Here is a 17,208-nt window from a genome sequence, read left to right as displayed (position 1 = left end):
CCGGTCCGGGCGGCTGCGGCTTCCTCCCGCGCGCTGCCGCCTGGCGGCCGCCGCCGATCGGTCGACGTGTCAGTGCGCGGCGACGGGGACGCTCTGCGCCCGGGCACCCCGCGGAGAGGCGACCTCGAGCGTCACCACCACGGCCGCGACGAGCAGGGCGGTGACCGGCAGCGACACCGCCGGGACCGCGATCGAGGCGAGCACCGCGACCGACAGCACGACGACGGCCGTGTTCGCCCGCTGCGGCAGTGACGGTCGGATGGCGAGCGCCCAGATGGACAGCACGAACAGCGCGACCGGGACGGCGACGGTCGCGGCGACGGCGACGGAGCTCAGGTGCACCCGACCGGCGTCGGCGAGCACCGCGACCTCGATCCCCGCCGGCAACGCACCCGCGGCCGCGAAGACGAGGTAGTGCCCGTAGCCGAACACGAGCGCCGACCGCAGGTCACGGATGTGGTCGTGCTGCTCGCGCGAGAAGTAGATCCACCACATCCCGACGGTGATGACCAGTCCGCAGCCCGCGAGGGTGAGCAGGGAGCCGAGGTGCTCGGTGTGCTCGATGGCGTCGATCACGGCGTTCGCTGATGCGAGCAGCCCCTCGCCGAGGACGATGAGCGTGAACAGCGAGTACCGCTCCGCCAGGTGGTGGGTGTGCCACGGCGTCGTCTCCGACCGCGACTCGACCCAGACCGGCACGAGCAGTTCGCCGAGGATGAGCAACGGCGCCGCGAACGGCCGCAGGTCGTGCGGCAGGGCGAGCGACGCGACCCAGAGGACCTGGACGCCGGTGACGCCCACGGCGTAGCGGACTGCGCTCGGTCGGTAGCGCGCCGACGACACCGCGGCCCGGACCCACTGGCCGACGAGCGCCAGCCGCATGACCACGTACCCGGTGATCCCGACCGTGAAGTCGCCGTCGGCCATGACGGCGTGCACCCCGGCGGCGAGGACGAGCACGCCCGCCATCTGGACCACCGTCATCACCCGGTACAGCCAGTCGTCGGTGTCGAACGAGGTGGCGAACCACGTGAAGTTCATCCACGCCCACCAGATCGAGAAGAACACCAGGCCGTACGACAGGACCGCCGACGTCACCTCGCCCTCCGCCTCGATCTCGTGCAGGTCCGTCGCCGCGAGACCGACCGCGACCACGAACACCAGGTCGAACAGCAGCTCCAGGGGGCTCGCGGCACGGTGCCGCTGGGTCGGGTCGCGGGGGACCATCCGCCGCAGGCCGATCGTCGTCACGTCACGCCTCCTCGGTCGTGGGCACGTCAGCGCGTCTCGCGCAGGTAGGTGAGCACCGCACGGACCCGACGGTTCGCGTCGTCCGGTGCGAGGTCGAGCTTGGTGAAGACGTTGCCGACGTGCTTCGCGACCGCGGCGTCCGACAGGTGCAACTCGCGGGCGATGTCGGCGTTCGCGGCTCCCTCGGCCATCAGCGTCAGGACCGTGGTCTCGCGCGCCGTCAACCGGGCCAGCGGGCTGTCGGTCGTCCGACCACGGGCGAGGTGGCGCACGACGTCCGGATCGACGACCACGCCGCCGTCCGCCACCGTCTCGAGCGACCGGAGGAAGGCGGCGACCTTCCCGACGCGGTCCTTGAGCAGGTACCCGACCCCGCCGCGTCCGTCGTCGAGCAGGTCCTGCACGTACGCGCCCGCGACGACCTGCGACAGCACGACGACGGGCAGGTCGGGGTGCTCGCGGCGGAGCGCGATCGCGGCGCGGAGGCCGTCGTCGGTCCCGGACGGCGGCATCCGGACGTCGGTGAGCACGAGGTCCGGCCGCTCCCCCGCCGCGGCGAGCGCCGAGACACCCCGGACCAGGGCGCCGGCGTCCGCCGCGGTGCCGACCACGGTGTGACCGGAGCGCTCCAGCAGACTGACCAGGCCCTCCCGGAGGAGCACGGCGTCCTCCGCCACGAAGATCTTCACGAGCGCCATCGAACCACGTCGGGACGGTCCCGCAGGTGCTCGCCCTGCGTCGGCACGCTGAACCGCAGCACGGTCGGGCCGCCGACGGGGCTGTCGACGTGGAACGACCCGCCGAGGACGGCCGCGCGTTCCCGGAGTCCGTCCAGGCCGCCACCGGGGGACGACACGGCTCCCCCGACGCCGTCGTCCGCGACCTCGAGCCAGAACCGGTCGTCGGTGGTCCCGGCGGTCACCTGCACGGTGGCCGCCGCGCCGTATCGACCGGCGTTCGTCAGTGCCTCGCTCACCACGAAGTAGGCCGCGGTCTCGACCCGTGCGGGCGGTCGGACCGGCAGGTCGACGGCCACGCGCACGGCCAGCGGGGAGCGCGCGGCGAGTTCGTCGACGGCGGCGCCGAGTCCGTGGTCGACGAGGACGCGGGGGTGGATCCCGCGGATGGTCGCGCGCAGGGCGTCGACGGCGTCGTCGACGTTGCCGCTGATGCGGTCGAGGGCCTGCCGCAGGGCGCCGAGGTCCCGGCCGTCCCGCTCGGCGGCGTCGAGGTCGACCGCGAGCAGACCGATGTTCATCGACAGGATCGTGAGCTGCTGCTGTGCGCCGTCGTGCAGGTCGCGTTCGATGCGTCGCCGCTCGGCGTCGAACCCGTCGAGGAGCGCCCGCCGCGAGTCGGTGAGTTCCTCGACGCGGTGTTCGAGTTCGCCGGTCCGGTCGCCGAGGAGTGCCCGGGCGACCAGGTCGTGTGCGGTCGCGAGGGCGGTGACCGCGTACAGCAGCACGACGAGCACGACGAGGGCGCCCGCGAGCTCCACGGGTGGGCTGAGCCGGAGGCCGTCGAGCCAGGTCCGGATGACGTCGTCGTCCTGCGGGCGCGCCCCGGTGGCGGCCCCCACGGCGACGCTGACGCTGACGAGGGTCAGGACGACCAGTGCGAAGCCGATCCCGGCGACCAGGAGGAACACGGGCAGGTAGCCGAGTTCGGACCAGGCGAGCGGGTCGCGGAACCGTCCACGCAGGGTGGTGTGGCGGACCCGTCCGGACGACCGGGGGTCCGGGATGCGGGGCAGTCCGAGCACGACCGGCAGGCGGCGACCGACCCGGGCGACCGCGACGGCCCAGACGGGGGCGAGGAACCAGGTGGCCACGACGGGTGCGACGACGACGAGTCCGAGCGCCGCGGTGAGGGTGACGTCGAGCAGCGCTCGCCACGGCGTGCCTGACAGGAGGAACGTCCACGGCGGGACGGTCCACGCCGGCCCGGTCGACGGCCCGGTCCGACGGGGCGGTGCGCCCGTGCGGGTCGGTGGATCGGTCCGGTCCGTGCTCGTCACCCGCCCACGGTAGGGCGCGGAGGCGCAGCACCACCAGGGTGACGGCGACCGGTCGACGGTGGAGTCGGCTCCACCACGGGAGTCCGGTCTCCACCCGTGTGCGCGGCGCCGGACACGGTCAGGATCCAGGGCGTGGGACCGCTGACGGATCGTCGAGCCCTGCCGATCAGTCCGGGTGCAGGTCCCGCACCACAGCCCCAGCCGAGCACCGCGGTGTCCGCCGTGTCCGGCCCGCCCCTCCGACAGGAGTCCCCGGTGAGCTCACCGCGTCCCGCCGTCCGCACGAGGTCCGTCCTCGCCGTCACCGCCTCCGCCCTGACCGCGGTCACCCTGCTCGCGCTCGTCGGCCCGCCCGCTGCGGCCGCCACCGCCACCGCGGACGTCCCGCGGTCTCCGGCCGGCGTGACCGCGGCCGTCGGCGAGCAGGACGCCGGGACCCCGGCGGTCGGTCCGGCCGCCGACGGTGTGCGGGTCGGTGACGGGTCCTACGCCCCGACCCCGCCGGCGAGCATCACGGACAGCGCCGACGTGCAGAAGACGCTCGACCAGCGGCTGTACATCGACCCGTCGCAGGCGGGCAAGCCGGTCCCGACGAACCAGTGGTGGACCGACCTGCTCGTCAGCAGGTACTCCGGCGACATGTGGGCGTACCCGTTCGTCTCGTCGAACAGCGCCGCCGGGACGAAGGTCACCATCCCGACGCGCTGGAACAGCGACGGCACGGCGATGCGCCTCGAGGCGCCGGTCACGGTCGGCGGGACCGTCGACCCGACCCCGGATGCCTCCGACCGGGTGCTCGCCGACTTCGAGGACGGCCTGCCCGAGGGCTGGACCGCCACGGGCGACGCGTTCGACCGGACCGCGCCGGGCACGGCCACCGGGCAGAGCGAGGTCGCCGGGTGGCTCGGTGACCGGTTCCTCGACTCGTTCACCGACGCCGACGGTGACGGCGCGACCGGGACGCTCACCTCCCCGTCCTTCACGATCGACCGGTCCACGCTCGCGTTCCTCGTCGGCGGGGGGAACCACCCCGACCACGAGGCCGTGCAGCTGCTCGTCGACGGGGACGTCGTCGCGAGCAGCACCGGGACCGACAGCGAGCGGCTGCGGTGGGACAGCTGGGACGTCTCCCGCTTCCAGGGCCGCTCCGCGCAGGTGCGGGTCGTCGACGACCTCCGTGCCGGGTGGGCCCACGTCCTCGTCGACCAGGTCCTGCTCACCGACGCGCCGGAGGGCCTGGCCGAGCGGTTCTCCACGACGTTCTCCGCGGAGCAGGCCGACGCGCTCCGCTGGGGCGACTGGAACGTCAGCTGGCGCATGCCGCAGGACGGCCCCGGCGGCCAGTACATGGACGTCACGAGCATGCAGGGCTCGCCGTACGAGTGGTTCGAGTTCCACGGCATGACGCCGCGCATCACCCTGCAGGACGGAGCCGAGGTCACCGACGGCGACGGACGGCCCCTCACGCTGCCGGTGACGACGGACCGCTTCGAGATCCGCCAGGACGGGCACGTCTTCGGCGTGCACGCTCCCGACCGCACCACCTTCACCCGGACCGGCAACGCGCTCGAGGCCTCCTCCGGCACGCCGTACCTGGTCCTCAGCGCGGTCCCCGAGGCCGGGCTCACGCTGGACGACCTGCACCGGACCGCGTTCGCCGTGCCGCGCGACACGACCATGACGTACTTCTACGACCCCGCTGCCGCGAACGTCCGGCAGCAGTGGTCCGTCGACACCGAGACCCTCCAGGGCGACGACCACGACACCGTGCAGGGCTGGCTGCAGCACCAGTACGCCGACGCCACCACGAACCTGCGCTTCACCGGCGCCACCTACGCGACCCCGCGCGGCACGATGAAGACGACGGTCGGGCACGACGGGTGGACGCTCGACTACCGGTTCACGGGCATCACGCCGATCGGCGCGACCCCGGAGGCCATCGGGGACGACCCGTACTCCGAGGACGTCATGCGGCGGTACCTGCACGACTACGCCGCGAAGACCACCTACGGCGGCGACACGTACTGGGGCGGCAAGGACGTCCTGCAACTCGCCGAGTACATGACCATCGCCCGGCAGATCGGCGCCACCGAGGACGCCCGGAAGCTGCAGGACACGCTCGAGACGGCCTTGACCGACTGGTACACGTACACGGACGGCGAGAAGGAGCACTTCTTCGCCATGTACCCGACGTGGAAGGCCCTCATCGGGTTCGCCGACTCGTACGGCTCCGCGCAGTTCAACGACAACCACTTCCACTACGGCTACTTCGCCGTCGCGACGGCCCTCCTCGGCCGCGTCGACCCCGCCTGGGCGGACCGGTACGAGGGCATGGCGACCCTCGTGGTCAAGCAGTACGCGAACTGGGACCGTGACGACGCCCGCTTCCCGCACCTGCGCACCTTCGGCGTCTGGGAAAGCCGGTCCAACGCGGGCGGCGTGTCCTCCCCGGGCGGCAACAACCAGGAGTCGTCCTCCGAGGCGATCCAGTCCGAAGCCGGCCTGTTCCTGCTCGGCAGCGTCCTCGGCGACGAGGACATGCAGGCCACCGGCGCGATGCAGTACGTCACCGAACGGGCCGCCGTCCGCGACTACTGGCAGAACGTCCGCGGCAACCCCGCCTCGGCCTCGTACGACGGCAACGGCGCGTTCCCTGACGCGTACCGGCACGGACAGGCCGGGATCCTGTTCGACTCCGGCCAGGCCCACGCCACGTACTTCTCCGGCGACCCGGCCTGGATCTCCGGGATCCAGTGGATGCCGACCGCACCCTGGTTCGACTACTTCGGGTGGGACCCCGACTTCTCGAAGGCGCTGATGCGGGAGATGATGGCGGCCCGACCCCGGGCGCTCGGCCAGGCCGGGGTCACCGACGGCAACGCCGGCCGGATCCAGATGCTCACGAAGAAGTGGTGGGGTGTCGGGACCTACGGGGACGCGACGATCAGCCGCGACCGCCCGGCTGCGATCGGTGAACTGCAGGAGGCGATCCGCAGCGTCGAGACGAACCACCCCGGGTACGTCACCCAGCGCACCGCCGCGAACCCCCTGTACGTCCAGGCCACCGACACGCTGCTGGTCTCGGTCGACGACGACGGACGGGTGGTGTTCCCGGACCGGTACTGGACCCCGGAGACGCTCCCGGCGTCGCTCGTCCCCGCCCAGCTCGACGGACGCACCGCCGACCGTCTGCCGGAGGACTGGCCGGTGCCGTCGCCGCTCATGCCGTTCCTCGTCGACGACTTCCGCGCCGACACCGCCACCATCGACGGGTTGTACGGCGTCGACCTGACCGACCACACCCCCGGGCCGGACACCGCGCACGCCGCGCGGGTCTTCAGCGGCATGGGTGACGCGCTCGGCAACGTCGTCCTCGGCTTCCTCGGCCAGTACGACCCGGACACCTACGCGGACGTCCATGCCGCACTGTGGGACGCCGAGGACCCGGCCGTGACCGGACAGTCGATGGCCGGACTCGTCTACCACCAGGCCATGTCGAACCGCACCGTCGGCACCGAGGTCACCGACCGGCACACCTCCGACCCGCTCAGCCAGGTGTTCCGCGCGGCCGACGGGACGATCAGCTACGTGCTCGACAACCCCGACACCGTGCAGCACACGTACGACGTGTACGACGGCACCGAGGTCATCGGGCAGATCGCGGTCCCCGCGCAGACGCAGATCACCTCGCACCTCGACGCCCACCTGACCGAGATCGAGGTGCACGCCGACGGCGACCCGAAGACCGTCGTCCCGGGGACGACCACCACGTTCACGGCGACCGGCCGCGACCAGTACGGCGCGACCGTCGACCTCGGCGACGTCACCTGGTCCACCGACGCCGGCACGATCAGCGACTCCGGCGTCCTCCGCGCCGGCGAGCGGTCGGACCGGGCGACCGTCACCGCGACCGTCGGCGACGTGCACGGATCGGTCGCCTTCCGCGTCGCCCCGGCACCGGTCCTCACCGGGATCGACGTCACCCCCGGCACCGAGCGGCTCGTCGTCGGCACGCCGCAGCGGTTCCGCGCCGCCGGCCACGACCAGTACGGCGACCCCGCCGCGCTGCCCGGTGACGTCAGCTGGACCTACACCGGGTCCGGCACGGTCGCCGCCGACGGCACCGTGACGACGACCGCCGCCGGCTCCGGGTACGTCGTCGCCACCGGCGCAGGCGTCGAGGGCGCCGCCGTCGTGGCGTCCGTCACGACGATCCCGGACGCCGCAGCCGGAGCCGACGTCACCGCGAGTTCGTCGGACGGCGGCAACACCGCCGGCAAGGCCGTCGACGGCGACCGCAGCACCCGCTGGGAGAGCGCGCACGGGGTCGACGACGTCGACTACACGATCGACCTCGGGCGCATGACCGACGTCACCACCGTGCGGGTCGACTGGGAGGCCGCCGCCGCCGAGCAGTACGTCGTCCAGGTGAAGGACGCCGCGGACGACGACTGGCGGGACGTCCGCACGGTCGAGAAGACCACCGCGGACGCCGACACCGTCGCGGTCGGCACGAGTGCCCGGTTCGTCCGCCTGCACATGACGCAGCGGCTGACCGGGTACGGCTACTCGATCTGGGAGGTGCACGTGTCCGGCACCCCGGCTGCCTCCGCCGTCGAGGTCGAGGACGTGCTCCTGGCACCGCGGTCGGCGACCGTCCGTCCCGCCGACACCGTCCGGCTCCGGGCGTACGGCTTCGACCGTGACGGGTACGGCGGCCTCCTCGCCACGGACCGACCGGCGTGGTCCGTCGCGGGCGGGGACGACGTCGGCACGGGCAGCGTCGACGGCGACGGCGTCGTGACCGCCGGACGTGACGGCGGTGCCACCGCGACCGTCACCGCCACCGTCGGACGGGCCTCCGCCCAGGCGGCGGTGACCACCCTCGACGAGCACGCCGACGACGACGGAGCGGTCCTGCCCGGCCCGTCGCGGGACGTCGCGGTCGGCAAGTCGGTCACCACGTCCTCCGACGAGCGCGGTGACCTCGCCGGCCGCAACGCGGTGGACGGGGACGGGGCCACGCGGTGGTCCAGCGCCGCCCGTGACGACCAGTGGATCGCCGTCGACCTCGGCGCCGTCGTGCCCGTCGACCAGGTCCAGGTCGACTGGGAGGCCGCCTCGGCCGAGGCCTACCGCATCCAGGTCCGGGACGACCCGCACGACGAGTGGCGGACGGTCGCCGACGAGCAGCACGGCAGCGGCGGCACGGCGGCCCACCCGTTCGAGGACGTCTCCGCGCGGTACGTCCGCCTGCTCGCCGACCGCCGCCACACGGCGTACGGCGTCTCCCTGTGGGCACTCCGCGTGTTCTCGACCGAGGGCGCCCCGACCCCCGACCTCGCACACCGCGCGGCCGTGTCGTCCTCGGCCGACGAAGGGGACGGCGTCCCCGCCCGCAACGCCGTCGACGGGGACGCCGGCTCCCGCTGGGCGAGCGGGCACACCGACGACCAGTGGCTCGCGGTCGACCTCGGCGCGGAGCACGAGCTGCACGGAGCCGTCGTGCGGTGGGAGGACGCGTTCGGCCGCGCCTACCGCATCGAAGCGCGGAACGCCACGGACGACGGGTGGACGACGCTCGCGACCGAGACGGACGGCGACGGCGGGACCGATCGGCTCGACCTGCACGGCTCGTGGCGGTACGTCCGCCTGCACGGCGTCGAGCGCGCGACGCCGTACGGCTACTCGGTGTACGACCTCGAGATCCGGTAGGCCAGGACCGGATCGCAGGGCGCACGCCGTGCCGCGGTCGGGCAGTCGTGTCGCGACGGTCCGACCGCGGCGCGGTTACGTCGTCCGACGGATGCCCCGGCCGGGCAGGACCGCGGAACCTGGAGGGACCACGGCACCCACCACGTCAGGAGCACCCGCATGGCCAGCCCCACCCCCGTCCAGACCCTCGGCATCGTCGGCGCCGGCAACGTCGGCTCGCAGATCGCCCGACGCGCCACCCAGACCGGCCTGGACGTCGTCATCGCGAACTCGCGCGGTCCTGAGACGCTCGAGACGCTCATCGCCGAGCTCGCCCCGCTCGCCGGCGCCGCGTCGGTGGCCGACGCGGCGAGGGCCGGCGACGTGGTCGTCGTCGCGATCCCGGTCACCGGCTACGCGGCGCTGCCCGCGGACGCCTTCGCGGGCAAGGTCGTCGTCGACACCGGCAACTACTACCCCGAGTACTCCGGCACGGTCGCCGAGCTCGAGCAGGACCCGCACCCCACGACCTCCGAGCTGCTGCAACGCGCGCTCCCCGGCGCCTCCGTCGTCAAGGCGCTCAACAACCTCGGCGCCGCCGACGTCACCACCGACGGTTCCCCGGCCGGCACCCCTGGCCGTCGGGCGCTGACGGTCGCGGGCGACGACGCCGACGCCAAGGCGGTCGTGGCCGGTCTGCTCGACCGCTTCGGGTTCGACGTCGTCGACGTCGGGCCCCTCAGCGAGGGGTGGCGGTACGAACGCGACCAGCCCGCGTACGGCGTCCGACACGACCGCGACGGCATGACCGCGGCGCTCGCTGCGGCACGTCGGTCCTGACGGGGAGGGACGACCATCGTGACCGAGCTGGTCAGCACCCCCTTCCCGGCGTCGGCCACCGCAGCCGACATCCTCGCCGACGTCGATCTGCACGGCCGGCGGTACCTCGTCACGGGCGGCGGGTCCGGCATCGGCGCCGAGACCGCGCTCGCCCTCGCGGGTGCCGGCGCCGAGGTCGTCGTGGGCGTCCGCGACCCCGTCCGGGCCACCGCCACGCTCGAGCGCACGGGTCGGACGGCAGACCGGGTCCACGCGCGCCCGCTCGACCTCGCCGACCTCGCCTCGGTCCGCCGGTTCACCGACGCCTGGGCCGACGACGCGGTCGGTGCGCTCCACGGGGTCGTCGCGAACGCTGGCGTGATGGCGCTGCCCGATCGACAGCTCTCCGCCGTCGGGTGGGAGCTGCAGCTCGCGACGAACCACCTCGGACACCTCGCGCTCCTCCTCGGGCTCCGCGACGCCGTCGTCGAGGCCGGCGACGGACGGGTCGTCACGGTGAGTTCCACAGCCCATCTGCGGTCGCCGTTCCACTTCGAGGACCCCCAGTTCGACGAGCGTCCCTACGACCGGTGGGCGGCGTACGCGCAGTCGAAGACGGCCGACGTCCTGCTCGCCGTGGGCGTCGCCGAACGGTGGGCGGCGGACGGCGTCGTCGCGAACAGCCTGATGCCGGGGTGGATCACGACCGGGCTGCAACGGCACCTCGACGACGACACCCTGCGCGCCATGGGCGCGATGGACGAGGCGGGCAACCGCATCGAGCAACCGTTCTACAAGACCCCGGCGCAGGGGGCCGCGACCTCGACGCTGCTCGTCGCCTCGCCGACCGTGTCCGGCGTGACCGGGCGGTACTTCGAGGACAACCAGGAGGCCCCGGTGCTCGACGACGGCACGGGTCACGACCGCGGTGTCGCCCGGTACGCCCTCGACCGGGGGAACGCCGACCGCCTCTGGGAGCTCGGCACGAGCGTGCTCTGAGCGGATACGTCAGCTGACGGATGCCGCACCGTCGGCCCTGCTGCGAACGTGGGGACCGCCCCACCCATCCCACCGACACCTCGACAAGGAGCAACACCATGGCCGGAAACCCGAAGGGCATCGCCCTCGAGCCCGCCGCGCAGGAGTTCGTCGACGCGACGTCCACCCCGCCCTTCCTCAACGAGCTGCCGCCAGCAGAGGGGCGGAAGGCCGTCGACGCGGTCCAGGACACCCCGATCTTCAAGCCCGACGTCGACGAGGAGTGGCTCGAGATCGAGGGCGGCCCCACCGGCACCGTGAAGATCCGCCTCGTGAAGCCGGCCGGCACGACGGCGAACCTGCCCGTCATCCTGTACGTGCACGGCGCCGGCTGGGTGTTCGGTGACGCCCACACCCACGACCGGCTCGTGCGTGACCTGGCGATCGGGTCGAACGCCGCCGTCGTCTTCCCCGAGTACGACCGGTCGCCGGAGGCCGGCCACCCGGTCGCCCTCGAGCAGTCGTACGCGGCGGCGCAGTGGGTCGTCCGCGAGGGCCGCGACAAGGGCCTCGACGCGTCCCGCTTCGCCGTCTCCGGCGACTCCGTCGGCGGCAACATGGCGATCGCACTGTCGCTGCTCGCCGCCGAGCGCGGGGACGTCGAGTTCGTCAAGCTCGTGGCCTTCTACCCGGTGACCGACGCCGCGTTCGACACCGGCTCGTACCAGGAGTTCGCCGAGGGATACTTCCTCACCCGCGCCGGCATGCAGTGGTACTGGGACCAGTACACGACCGACGAGACGGTCCGCGCGCTCCCGACGGTGTCGCCCCTGCGCGCGCCGCTCGAGACGCTCGCGACGCTGCCCGAGACGCTCGTCATCACGGCCGAGGCCGACGTCCTCCGGGACGAGGGCGAGGCCTTCGCCGCGCGGCTGCGCGAGGCCGGGGTCAAGGCGACGAACGCCCGCTTCGGCGGCATCACCCACGACTTCGTGATGGTGAACTCGCTGCACGACACCGAGGCCGCGAAGCACGCGCTCCTGCTGGCCACCGCCTCCCTGCGCGCGGCCCTGGCCTGACGGCGACGGGCGCGGTGGTGACCCGACCCACCGCGCCCTCCCGCCCGTCCGTCCGTGCGTCCGTCCGTCCGACCGTCCACCAGCGAGCACGACCACCGACCACCGAGGAGCAGCCGTGACCGAGACACTCGAGACCCTCGTCGCCCGCGAGGAGATCCGCACCCTCCTGGCGACCTACGCCCGCGGCGCCGACCGCCGCGACGCCCGCCTCGAGGCGTCGGTGTTCACCGAGGACGGCGTCGTCGTCCTCTTCCAGGGTGACCCGTCGACGTCCGAGCCGGTCGACACGATCCGTGGGCGGGAACGCCTCGAGGAGACGTTCGCCGGCCTCGTCGAGCAGTACGACGTGACCACCTACCTCACCGGCCAGTCGATCATCCGCTTCACGGGTGACGACGAGGCCGAGGGCGAGACGTACTGCGTCGCCTTCCACGTCCTGTACGAGGGCGAGCAGCGGACCCTCCTGACGATGTCGATCCGCTACCTCGACCGCTTCGTCCGCGTGGACGGCGCCTGGGCGATCGCGGTCCGACACCTGGTGTTCGACTGGACCGACCGCGCACCGTCCCACCCCTGATCCCCGACCACCCACGACCCGTCCGGAGCCCGCTGTGTCCCAACCCCTCGAGTCCCTCATGCACGCCAACCTGTTCGACGTGTTCGGCGAACGCGACCCCGAGCGCCGACGGCAGGCGATCGCGCGCACCTACGCACCCGACGTCGCCTTCCTCGACCCCGACGAGGTCGTCGTCGGGCACGAGGCCCTGCACGCCAAGGCCCAGCGGCTGCTCGACGAGGCCCCCGGCTTCGTCTTCTCGCCTGCCGGCCCGGTGTACGAGAACCACGGCATGGGGTACCTCGCCTGGCACTTCGGCCCCGACGGCCAACCGCCGGTCGTGTCCGGGATGGACATCTGCTTCATCGAGGGCGACGTCATCGCGAAGGTGTACACCCTGCTGACGAGCGCACCGCCCGCCTGACGGTCGGACCAGTCCCCGTCGGACGCCCTGCCATGATGGTCGGGCGTCCGGCGGTCGGGCGACGGGAGGTGACGGACGATGGCAGCCCACGGCGAGGTGCCCCCGGAGTCGCCGTACGCGTTCCTCACCGACGAGCAGATCCGGGTCTGGTACGCCTGGATGAAGCTGCAACTCCGGCTCCGGTACGAGATGAACCGGCAGCTCCGCGCGGACAGCGACATCTCGCTCGCCGACTACGACGTCCTGGTCGCCCTCACGAGCGAGCCCGGCGGTGAGATGACGATGACCGCCCTCGCGACGCGCATCGGCTGGGAGCGGAGCCGTGCCTCCCACCACACGAAGCGCCTCGCCGAGCGCGGCCTCCTCGAGCTCCGCCGCTGGGAACAGGACCGACGGAGCACCGCGGTCGCGCTGACGGACGACGGCTGGCAGGCCCTGCGCGACGCGACGCCCGCCCACACGGAACTCGTCAAGCAGATGTTCTTCAGCGGGCTCGACAGCGCGGAGTTGCCGGGCTTCGCCGACGTCCTCGAGCGGGTGTACGAGACCGTCATCGACCACGGCACCCTCCCGCGGCCGGCGGACCACCCGTAGCGACCGCTCGGCTTGCCCACCGGGACCGTACCCCGTACGTTTGAGTGAAAGATCACGCAAACCGGCGGGGAGGACCGACGATGGGTGCAGACGGACTCGCTGCGAGCCTCCAGGGCGGGACGGACGACGGCGTCCTGCGCCTCCGCACGGACGACCAGCGCCCGCTCCTCGGCCGCGACGAGGAGCTCGCCGCCCTGACCGCCCTGCTCGACCGGTCGGGCGGAGGCGGCACCGCCGTGCTCGTCGAGGGCGAAGCCGGCGTGGGCAAGACCGCCCTCGTCGCCGCGGTCGAGGCACACGCCCGCCGTGCCGGACACCGCGTCCTCCGGTGCACGGGCGTCCAGGGGTCGAACGCCGTCGGGTTCGACGGTCTGCACGAGTTGCTCCACCCCCTGCTCCCGTACGCCGACGCCATGCCGGGACGGCAGCGCGCCGCCCTGCTCACCGCCCTCGCCGTCGAGGACGGCCCCGTGCCGGACCGCCTCCTCGTGAGCACCGCGGCCCTCGGCCTGCTCGAGGAGGCCGCGGCGCACCGACCGGTCCTCGTCCGCGTCGAGGACCTGCACTGGGTGGACCGCTCGAGCGCCGAGGTGCTCGACTTCATCGGGCTGCGGCTCTCGAACGCGCCGATCGTGGTCATCGCGACCGCACGCACCGGGCACGAACCCACCGGTTCCCTCCCCTGCTCCGCGGCCCGCCTCGAGCTCGGCCCCCTGCCGGAGGACGCCGCGGAGGCCCTCCTCGCCGAGCGCGCCGGCGGACTGACCGAGACCGCGCGTCGGCGCATCCTCGCCGAGGCCGGCGGCAACCCGCTGGCCCTCCGCGAACTCCCGGCCGCGCTCGCCGCCACCGGCGCCGCCGGGACCTCCCTCGCCACCCGGCTCCCGACCACCCGTCGGCTCGAGCAGGCGTTCCTCGACCAGCTCTCCGCCGTCCCGGCCGGCAGCCGGGCACTGTTGGTCCTCGCGGCGGCCGCCGACGACGCCGTGCTCCAGGACGTCATGGCGGCGGCGCGGACCATGGACCTCGGGCTGGCCGACCTCGGGCCGCTCGAGGTCCGCGGACTCCTCCGGACGGACCTCTCCGCCCTGCACTTCCGGCACCCGCTCCTCCGGTCCGCCGTCCTCGGGAGCGCGACCGCCGCGGAACTCGCCGCCGCGCACCGCGCGCTCGCGTCGGTCGCCCGCGACGAGACCCGAGCCGCATGGCACCGCGCCTCCGCCACGTTCGAGCGCGACGAGACGATCGCCGCCGACCTCGAGACGGTCGCCCGACGCGCCGAGCAGCGCGGCGCACGGCCGGAGGCGGTCCGCGCGTACGAACGCGCGGCCACCCTGTCGCAGGGGGACGTCGGGCGGGCCCGTCGGCTCGGACGTGCGGCGGAGACCGCGCGGGCCGCCGGCATGACGAACGAGGCGATCGAGCTCCTCGAGCAGGTGGACGCCCTGGCCGGCGACCCGGACACCGTGACCGCCACCGCCGTGACCCGCACCGTCCTCAGCCTCACCACGGGGTCACCCGTCGCTGGCCGCATCGAGACGGACCGCGTCCGGTCCGTGCTGGGCGGCGCCGAGCACACCGACCGGCTCGTGGAGGTCCTCTGGGTCTGGGCACTGAGCGTCCGCGGGCGGAACCTGCCCCGCGCGGAGTGGCACGCGATCGAGACACAGCTGCGCAGCCTGTCCTCCTCGAGTCCGCTGAAGCCGGTCGCACTCGCCCTGCTCAACCCGTTCGGGACGGCTCCCGCGGCCCGGGCGGACCTCCCGCACCTCGTCCCACAGCTCACCGACTCGCCCCTCGGCATGGCCTCCCTCGCGATCGCCGCCGAGTCCCTGCAGGACCTCGAGACCGCGCTGACGTGCTGGGAACTCGCCTACGAGCGCGCGCACGAGCTCGGCGCGGTGGCCGACGAGGCCCAGGCCCTCCGCGGGCGTGCCACGGTCCTCCTGCTCCGCGGGCGGATCCGCGACGCCGTCGCCGACGCCGAGTACGCCGTCCGGATGGCCAGCGAGAGCCACCTCCCCCTCGTCGCCGGGATGGCGTACGGCACGCTCGCGCGGGCGCACGCCCTGCTCGGCGACGCCGAGGCCGCCGCGCAGGCGCTCCGGGACGGCTCGGCCCGCTCCCTGGGCGGACGGCTCGCACTCGCCAGTGCCGACGCGCGCTGGGCGGCGGGCCTCGTCGCGCTCGGGCAGCACCGGTACCGGGACGCGCAGATCGAGTTCACGCACATGACGGTGCACCCGACACGCTCGCTCTGGGCCATCGCGGACCGCACCGAGGCCGCCGTGCACGGCGGTCGGCCGGAGTCGGTGACCGAGACCCTCGCCGAGGCCGAGGCCGTGGCGAGCACCTTCCGGTCCGCGCACCTCACCGCCCTCGTGCTCCGCAGCCGGGCGCTGCTCGCTCCGGCGGACCGAGCCGAGTCCTGGTTCGTCCGGGCCGTCGAGGCGGGCCAGCTGAGCGAGTCCCCCGTCGAGCTCGCGCGCACACGCCTGCTCTTCGGCGAGTGGCTCCGACGGGAACGCCGCGTCGTGGAGGCCCGCACCCACCTCCGGGAGGCGCTCGCCGAGTTCGTCGCCGCGGGCACCGCCGGGTTCGCCGCACGGGCCGCCGCGGAGCTCCGCGCCGCCGGTGAGGCCCCACCCAACAGCACCTCCGGCGCGCCGTCGGCGAGCGCTCCGCTCACCCCACAGGAACTGCAGATCGCCCGGCTGGCGGCAGCGGGGATGTCGAACCGCGAGATCGCGGACCGGATCTACCTGTCGCACCGCACGGTGAGCACCCACCTGTACAAGGTCTTCCCGAAGCTCGGTGTCAGCAGCCGCGCCGGACTCGCCGAGGCGCTCGCCGCGACCGGACACGCCGACTAGGCCCGGCGGGCCCGACCGGCTCGCCTACGTCAGTCGACGGATGCCGAGGGAGCGGCGGGCCTGCGACGCTCGTCGGACGGCCCGGGGCGAAGGACACGGAGCTGCCCGTGGAGGTGGAGCGCGCTCCACCCTCCGTCTCGTGCCTGCACCCGTGGCCGGACGACCAGACCGAGATGGACTGACGCCATGACCGAACCACTCCTCCATGCAGAGGACCTCATCAAGTCGTTCCCCGGCCCGGACCAGGGTCGGGTCGAGGTGTTGCGCGGTGTCTCGCTCGCCGTGCAGCCGGGCGAGTTCGTCGCGATCGTCGGGCCGAGCGGCTCCGGCAAGTCGACGCTCCTCTACTGCCTGTCCGCCCTCGAGCCCTACGACAGCGGGTCGGTGTCCATCACCGGGCAGCGACTCGAGACCCTGCGACCGAAGCAACTGCAGGCCCTGCGCCGCTCCACCGTCGGCTTCGTCTTCCAGTCGTTCAACCTCATCCCCTCGCTGACGGCCCGGCAGAACATCGCGCTCCCCGCGAGCCTCGCGCACCGCCCGGTCTCCACCGCCGAGGTCGACGCGGCACTGGCATCGGTCGGGCTCGCCGACCGCGGGGACCACCGTCCGGGCAGCTTGTCGGGCGGGCAGCAGCAGCGGGTCGCGATCGCCCGGGTGCTGGCGTCCCGTCCGGAGGTCGTCTTCGCCGACGAGCCCACCGGCGCGCTCGACACCACGGCCGGTGACGCGGTGCTCGGGCTCCTGCGGCAGGTGGCGTCCGGCGACCGCGCGGTCGTGATGGTGACGCACGACCTCGAGGCCGCCGCCCGCGCGGACCGGGTGCTCGTGCTGCGGGACGGCTCGATCCACCGGGAACTCGTCCGTCCGAGCGCGGGGCAGGTCCTCGACGCGCTCACCGCCGCTGCCCAGGAGGCGTGACG

Annotated in this window: 11 protein-coding genes and 1 pseudogene; 9 read left to right on the top strand and 3 right to left on the bottom strand. The window is 73.6% G+C overall.

The genetic code is table 11. The annotated features are described in order from the left end of the window. Positions 1 to 69: 69 nt before the first annotated feature. From DEJ34_RS06920 to DEJ34_RS06910, 3 genes are read right to left on the bottom strand one after another with little or no spacing between them, the layout of a single operon-like run. The gene (locus tag DEJ34_RS06920) at positions 70 to 1,251 is read right to left on the bottom strand and encodes a low temperature requirement protein A (protein WP_258368237.1); all 1,182 of its coding nucleotides are present in this window, start codon (positions 1,249 to 1,251) and stop codon (positions 70 to 72) included. Between the two features lie 26 nt (positions 1,252 to 1,277). Further along, on the bottom strand, positions 1,278 to 1,940 hold the full coding sequence (locus DEJ34_RS06915) for a response regulator transcription factor (protein WP_220032800.1): 663 nt from the start codon (positions 1,938 to 1,940) through the stop codon (positions 1,278 to 1,280). Next, positions 1,937 to 3,268 carry a sensor histidine kinase gene (locus DEJ34_RS06910; protein WP_110910903.1) on the bottom strand — a complete coding sequence of 444 codons (1,332 nt, stop codon included), beginning with the start codon at positions 3,266 to 3,268 and terminating at the stop codon, positions 1,937 to 1,939. Before DEJ34_RS06910 ends, DEJ34_RS06915 begins: the two co-directional genes overlap by 4 nt. Positions 3,269 to 3,523: 255 nt before the next feature. On the opposite strand from DEJ34_RS06910, the gene DEJ34_RS06905 reads away from it, so the two are divergent. The 9 genes and pseudogenes from DEJ34_RS06905 to DEJ34_RS06865 all read left to right on the top strand — a co-directional run bounded on the left by DEJ34_RS06905 (position 3,524) and on the right by DEJ34_RS06865 (position 17,206). Next, entirely contained in the window at positions 3,524 to 8,983 is a 5,460-nt protein-coding gene (locus tag DEJ34_RS06905) for a discoidin domain-containing protein (protein ID WP_146236880.1), read from the top strand. Positions 8,984 to 9,121: 138 nt separating this feature from the next. Then, positions 9,122 to 9,802 (top strand): annotated as a pseudogene (locus DEJ34_RS06900) (NADPH-dependent F420 reductase); the annotation flags it as partial. An 18-nt stretch (positions 9,803 to 9,820) separates the two neighbouring features. After that, positions 9,821 to 10,780 (top strand): SDR family NAD(P)-dependent oxidoreductase, encoded by a 960-nt coding sequence (locus DEJ34_RS06895; RefSeq protein ID WP_110910905.1) that lies wholly within the window; start codon positions 9,821 to 9,823, stop codon positions 10,778 to 10,780. A 98-nt stretch (positions 10,781 to 10,878) separates the two neighbouring features. Further along, on the top strand, positions 10,879 to 11,838 hold the full coding sequence (locus DEJ34_RS06890; RefSeq protein WP_110889671.1) for an alpha/beta hydrolase: 960 nt from the start codon (positions 10,879 to 10,881) through the stop codon (positions 11,836 to 11,838). 115 nt (positions 11,839 to 11,953) lie between these two features. Then, positions 11,954 to 12,415 carry a nuclear transport factor 2 family protein gene (locus DEJ34_RS06885; protein WP_110910906.1) on the top strand — a complete coding sequence of 154 codons (462 nt, stop codon included), beginning with the start codon at positions 11,954 to 11,956 and terminating at the stop codon, positions 12,413 to 12,415. 34 nt (positions 12,416 to 12,449) lie between these two features. Continuing rightward, positions 12,450 to 12,818, top strand: a complete 369-nt coding sequence (locus tag DEJ34_RS06880) for a nuclear transport factor 2 family protein (protein WP_258365965.1) — start codon at positions 12,450 to 12,452, stop codon at positions 12,816 to 12,818. 78 nt (positions 12,819 to 12,896) lie between these two features. Next, positions 12,897 to 13,412, top strand: coding sequence for a MarR family winged helix-turn-helix transcriptional regulator (locus DEJ34_RS06875; protein WP_110825387.1), 516 nt, complete (start codon positions 12,897 to 12,899; stop codon positions 13,410 to 13,412). A gap of 80 nt (positions 13,413 to 13,492) precedes the next feature. Continuing rightward, positions 13,493 to 16,285, top strand: coding sequence for a helix-turn-helix transcriptional regulator (locus DEJ34_RS06870; RefSeq protein WP_110910907.1), 2,793 nt, complete (start codon positions 13,493 to 13,495; stop codon positions 16,283 to 16,285). A 186-nt stretch (positions 16,286 to 16,471) separates the two neighbouring features. Then, positions 16,472 to 17,206 (top strand): ABC transporter ATP-binding protein, encoded by a 735-nt coding sequence (locus DEJ34_RS06865; RefSeq protein ID WP_110889668.1) that lies wholly within the window; start codon positions 16,472 to 16,474, stop codon positions 17,204 to 17,206. Positions 17,207 to 17,208: the final 2 nt, after the last annotated feature.

The organism is Curtobacterium sp. MCPF17_050 (assembly GCF_003224435.2).
GTDB lineage: Bacteria > Actinomycetota > Actinomycetes > Actinomycetales > Microbacteriaceae > Curtobacterium.
The sequence above is the reverse complement of the archived record's forward strand: the minus strand, read 5'-3'. Positions and strand labels throughout refer to the sequence as shown.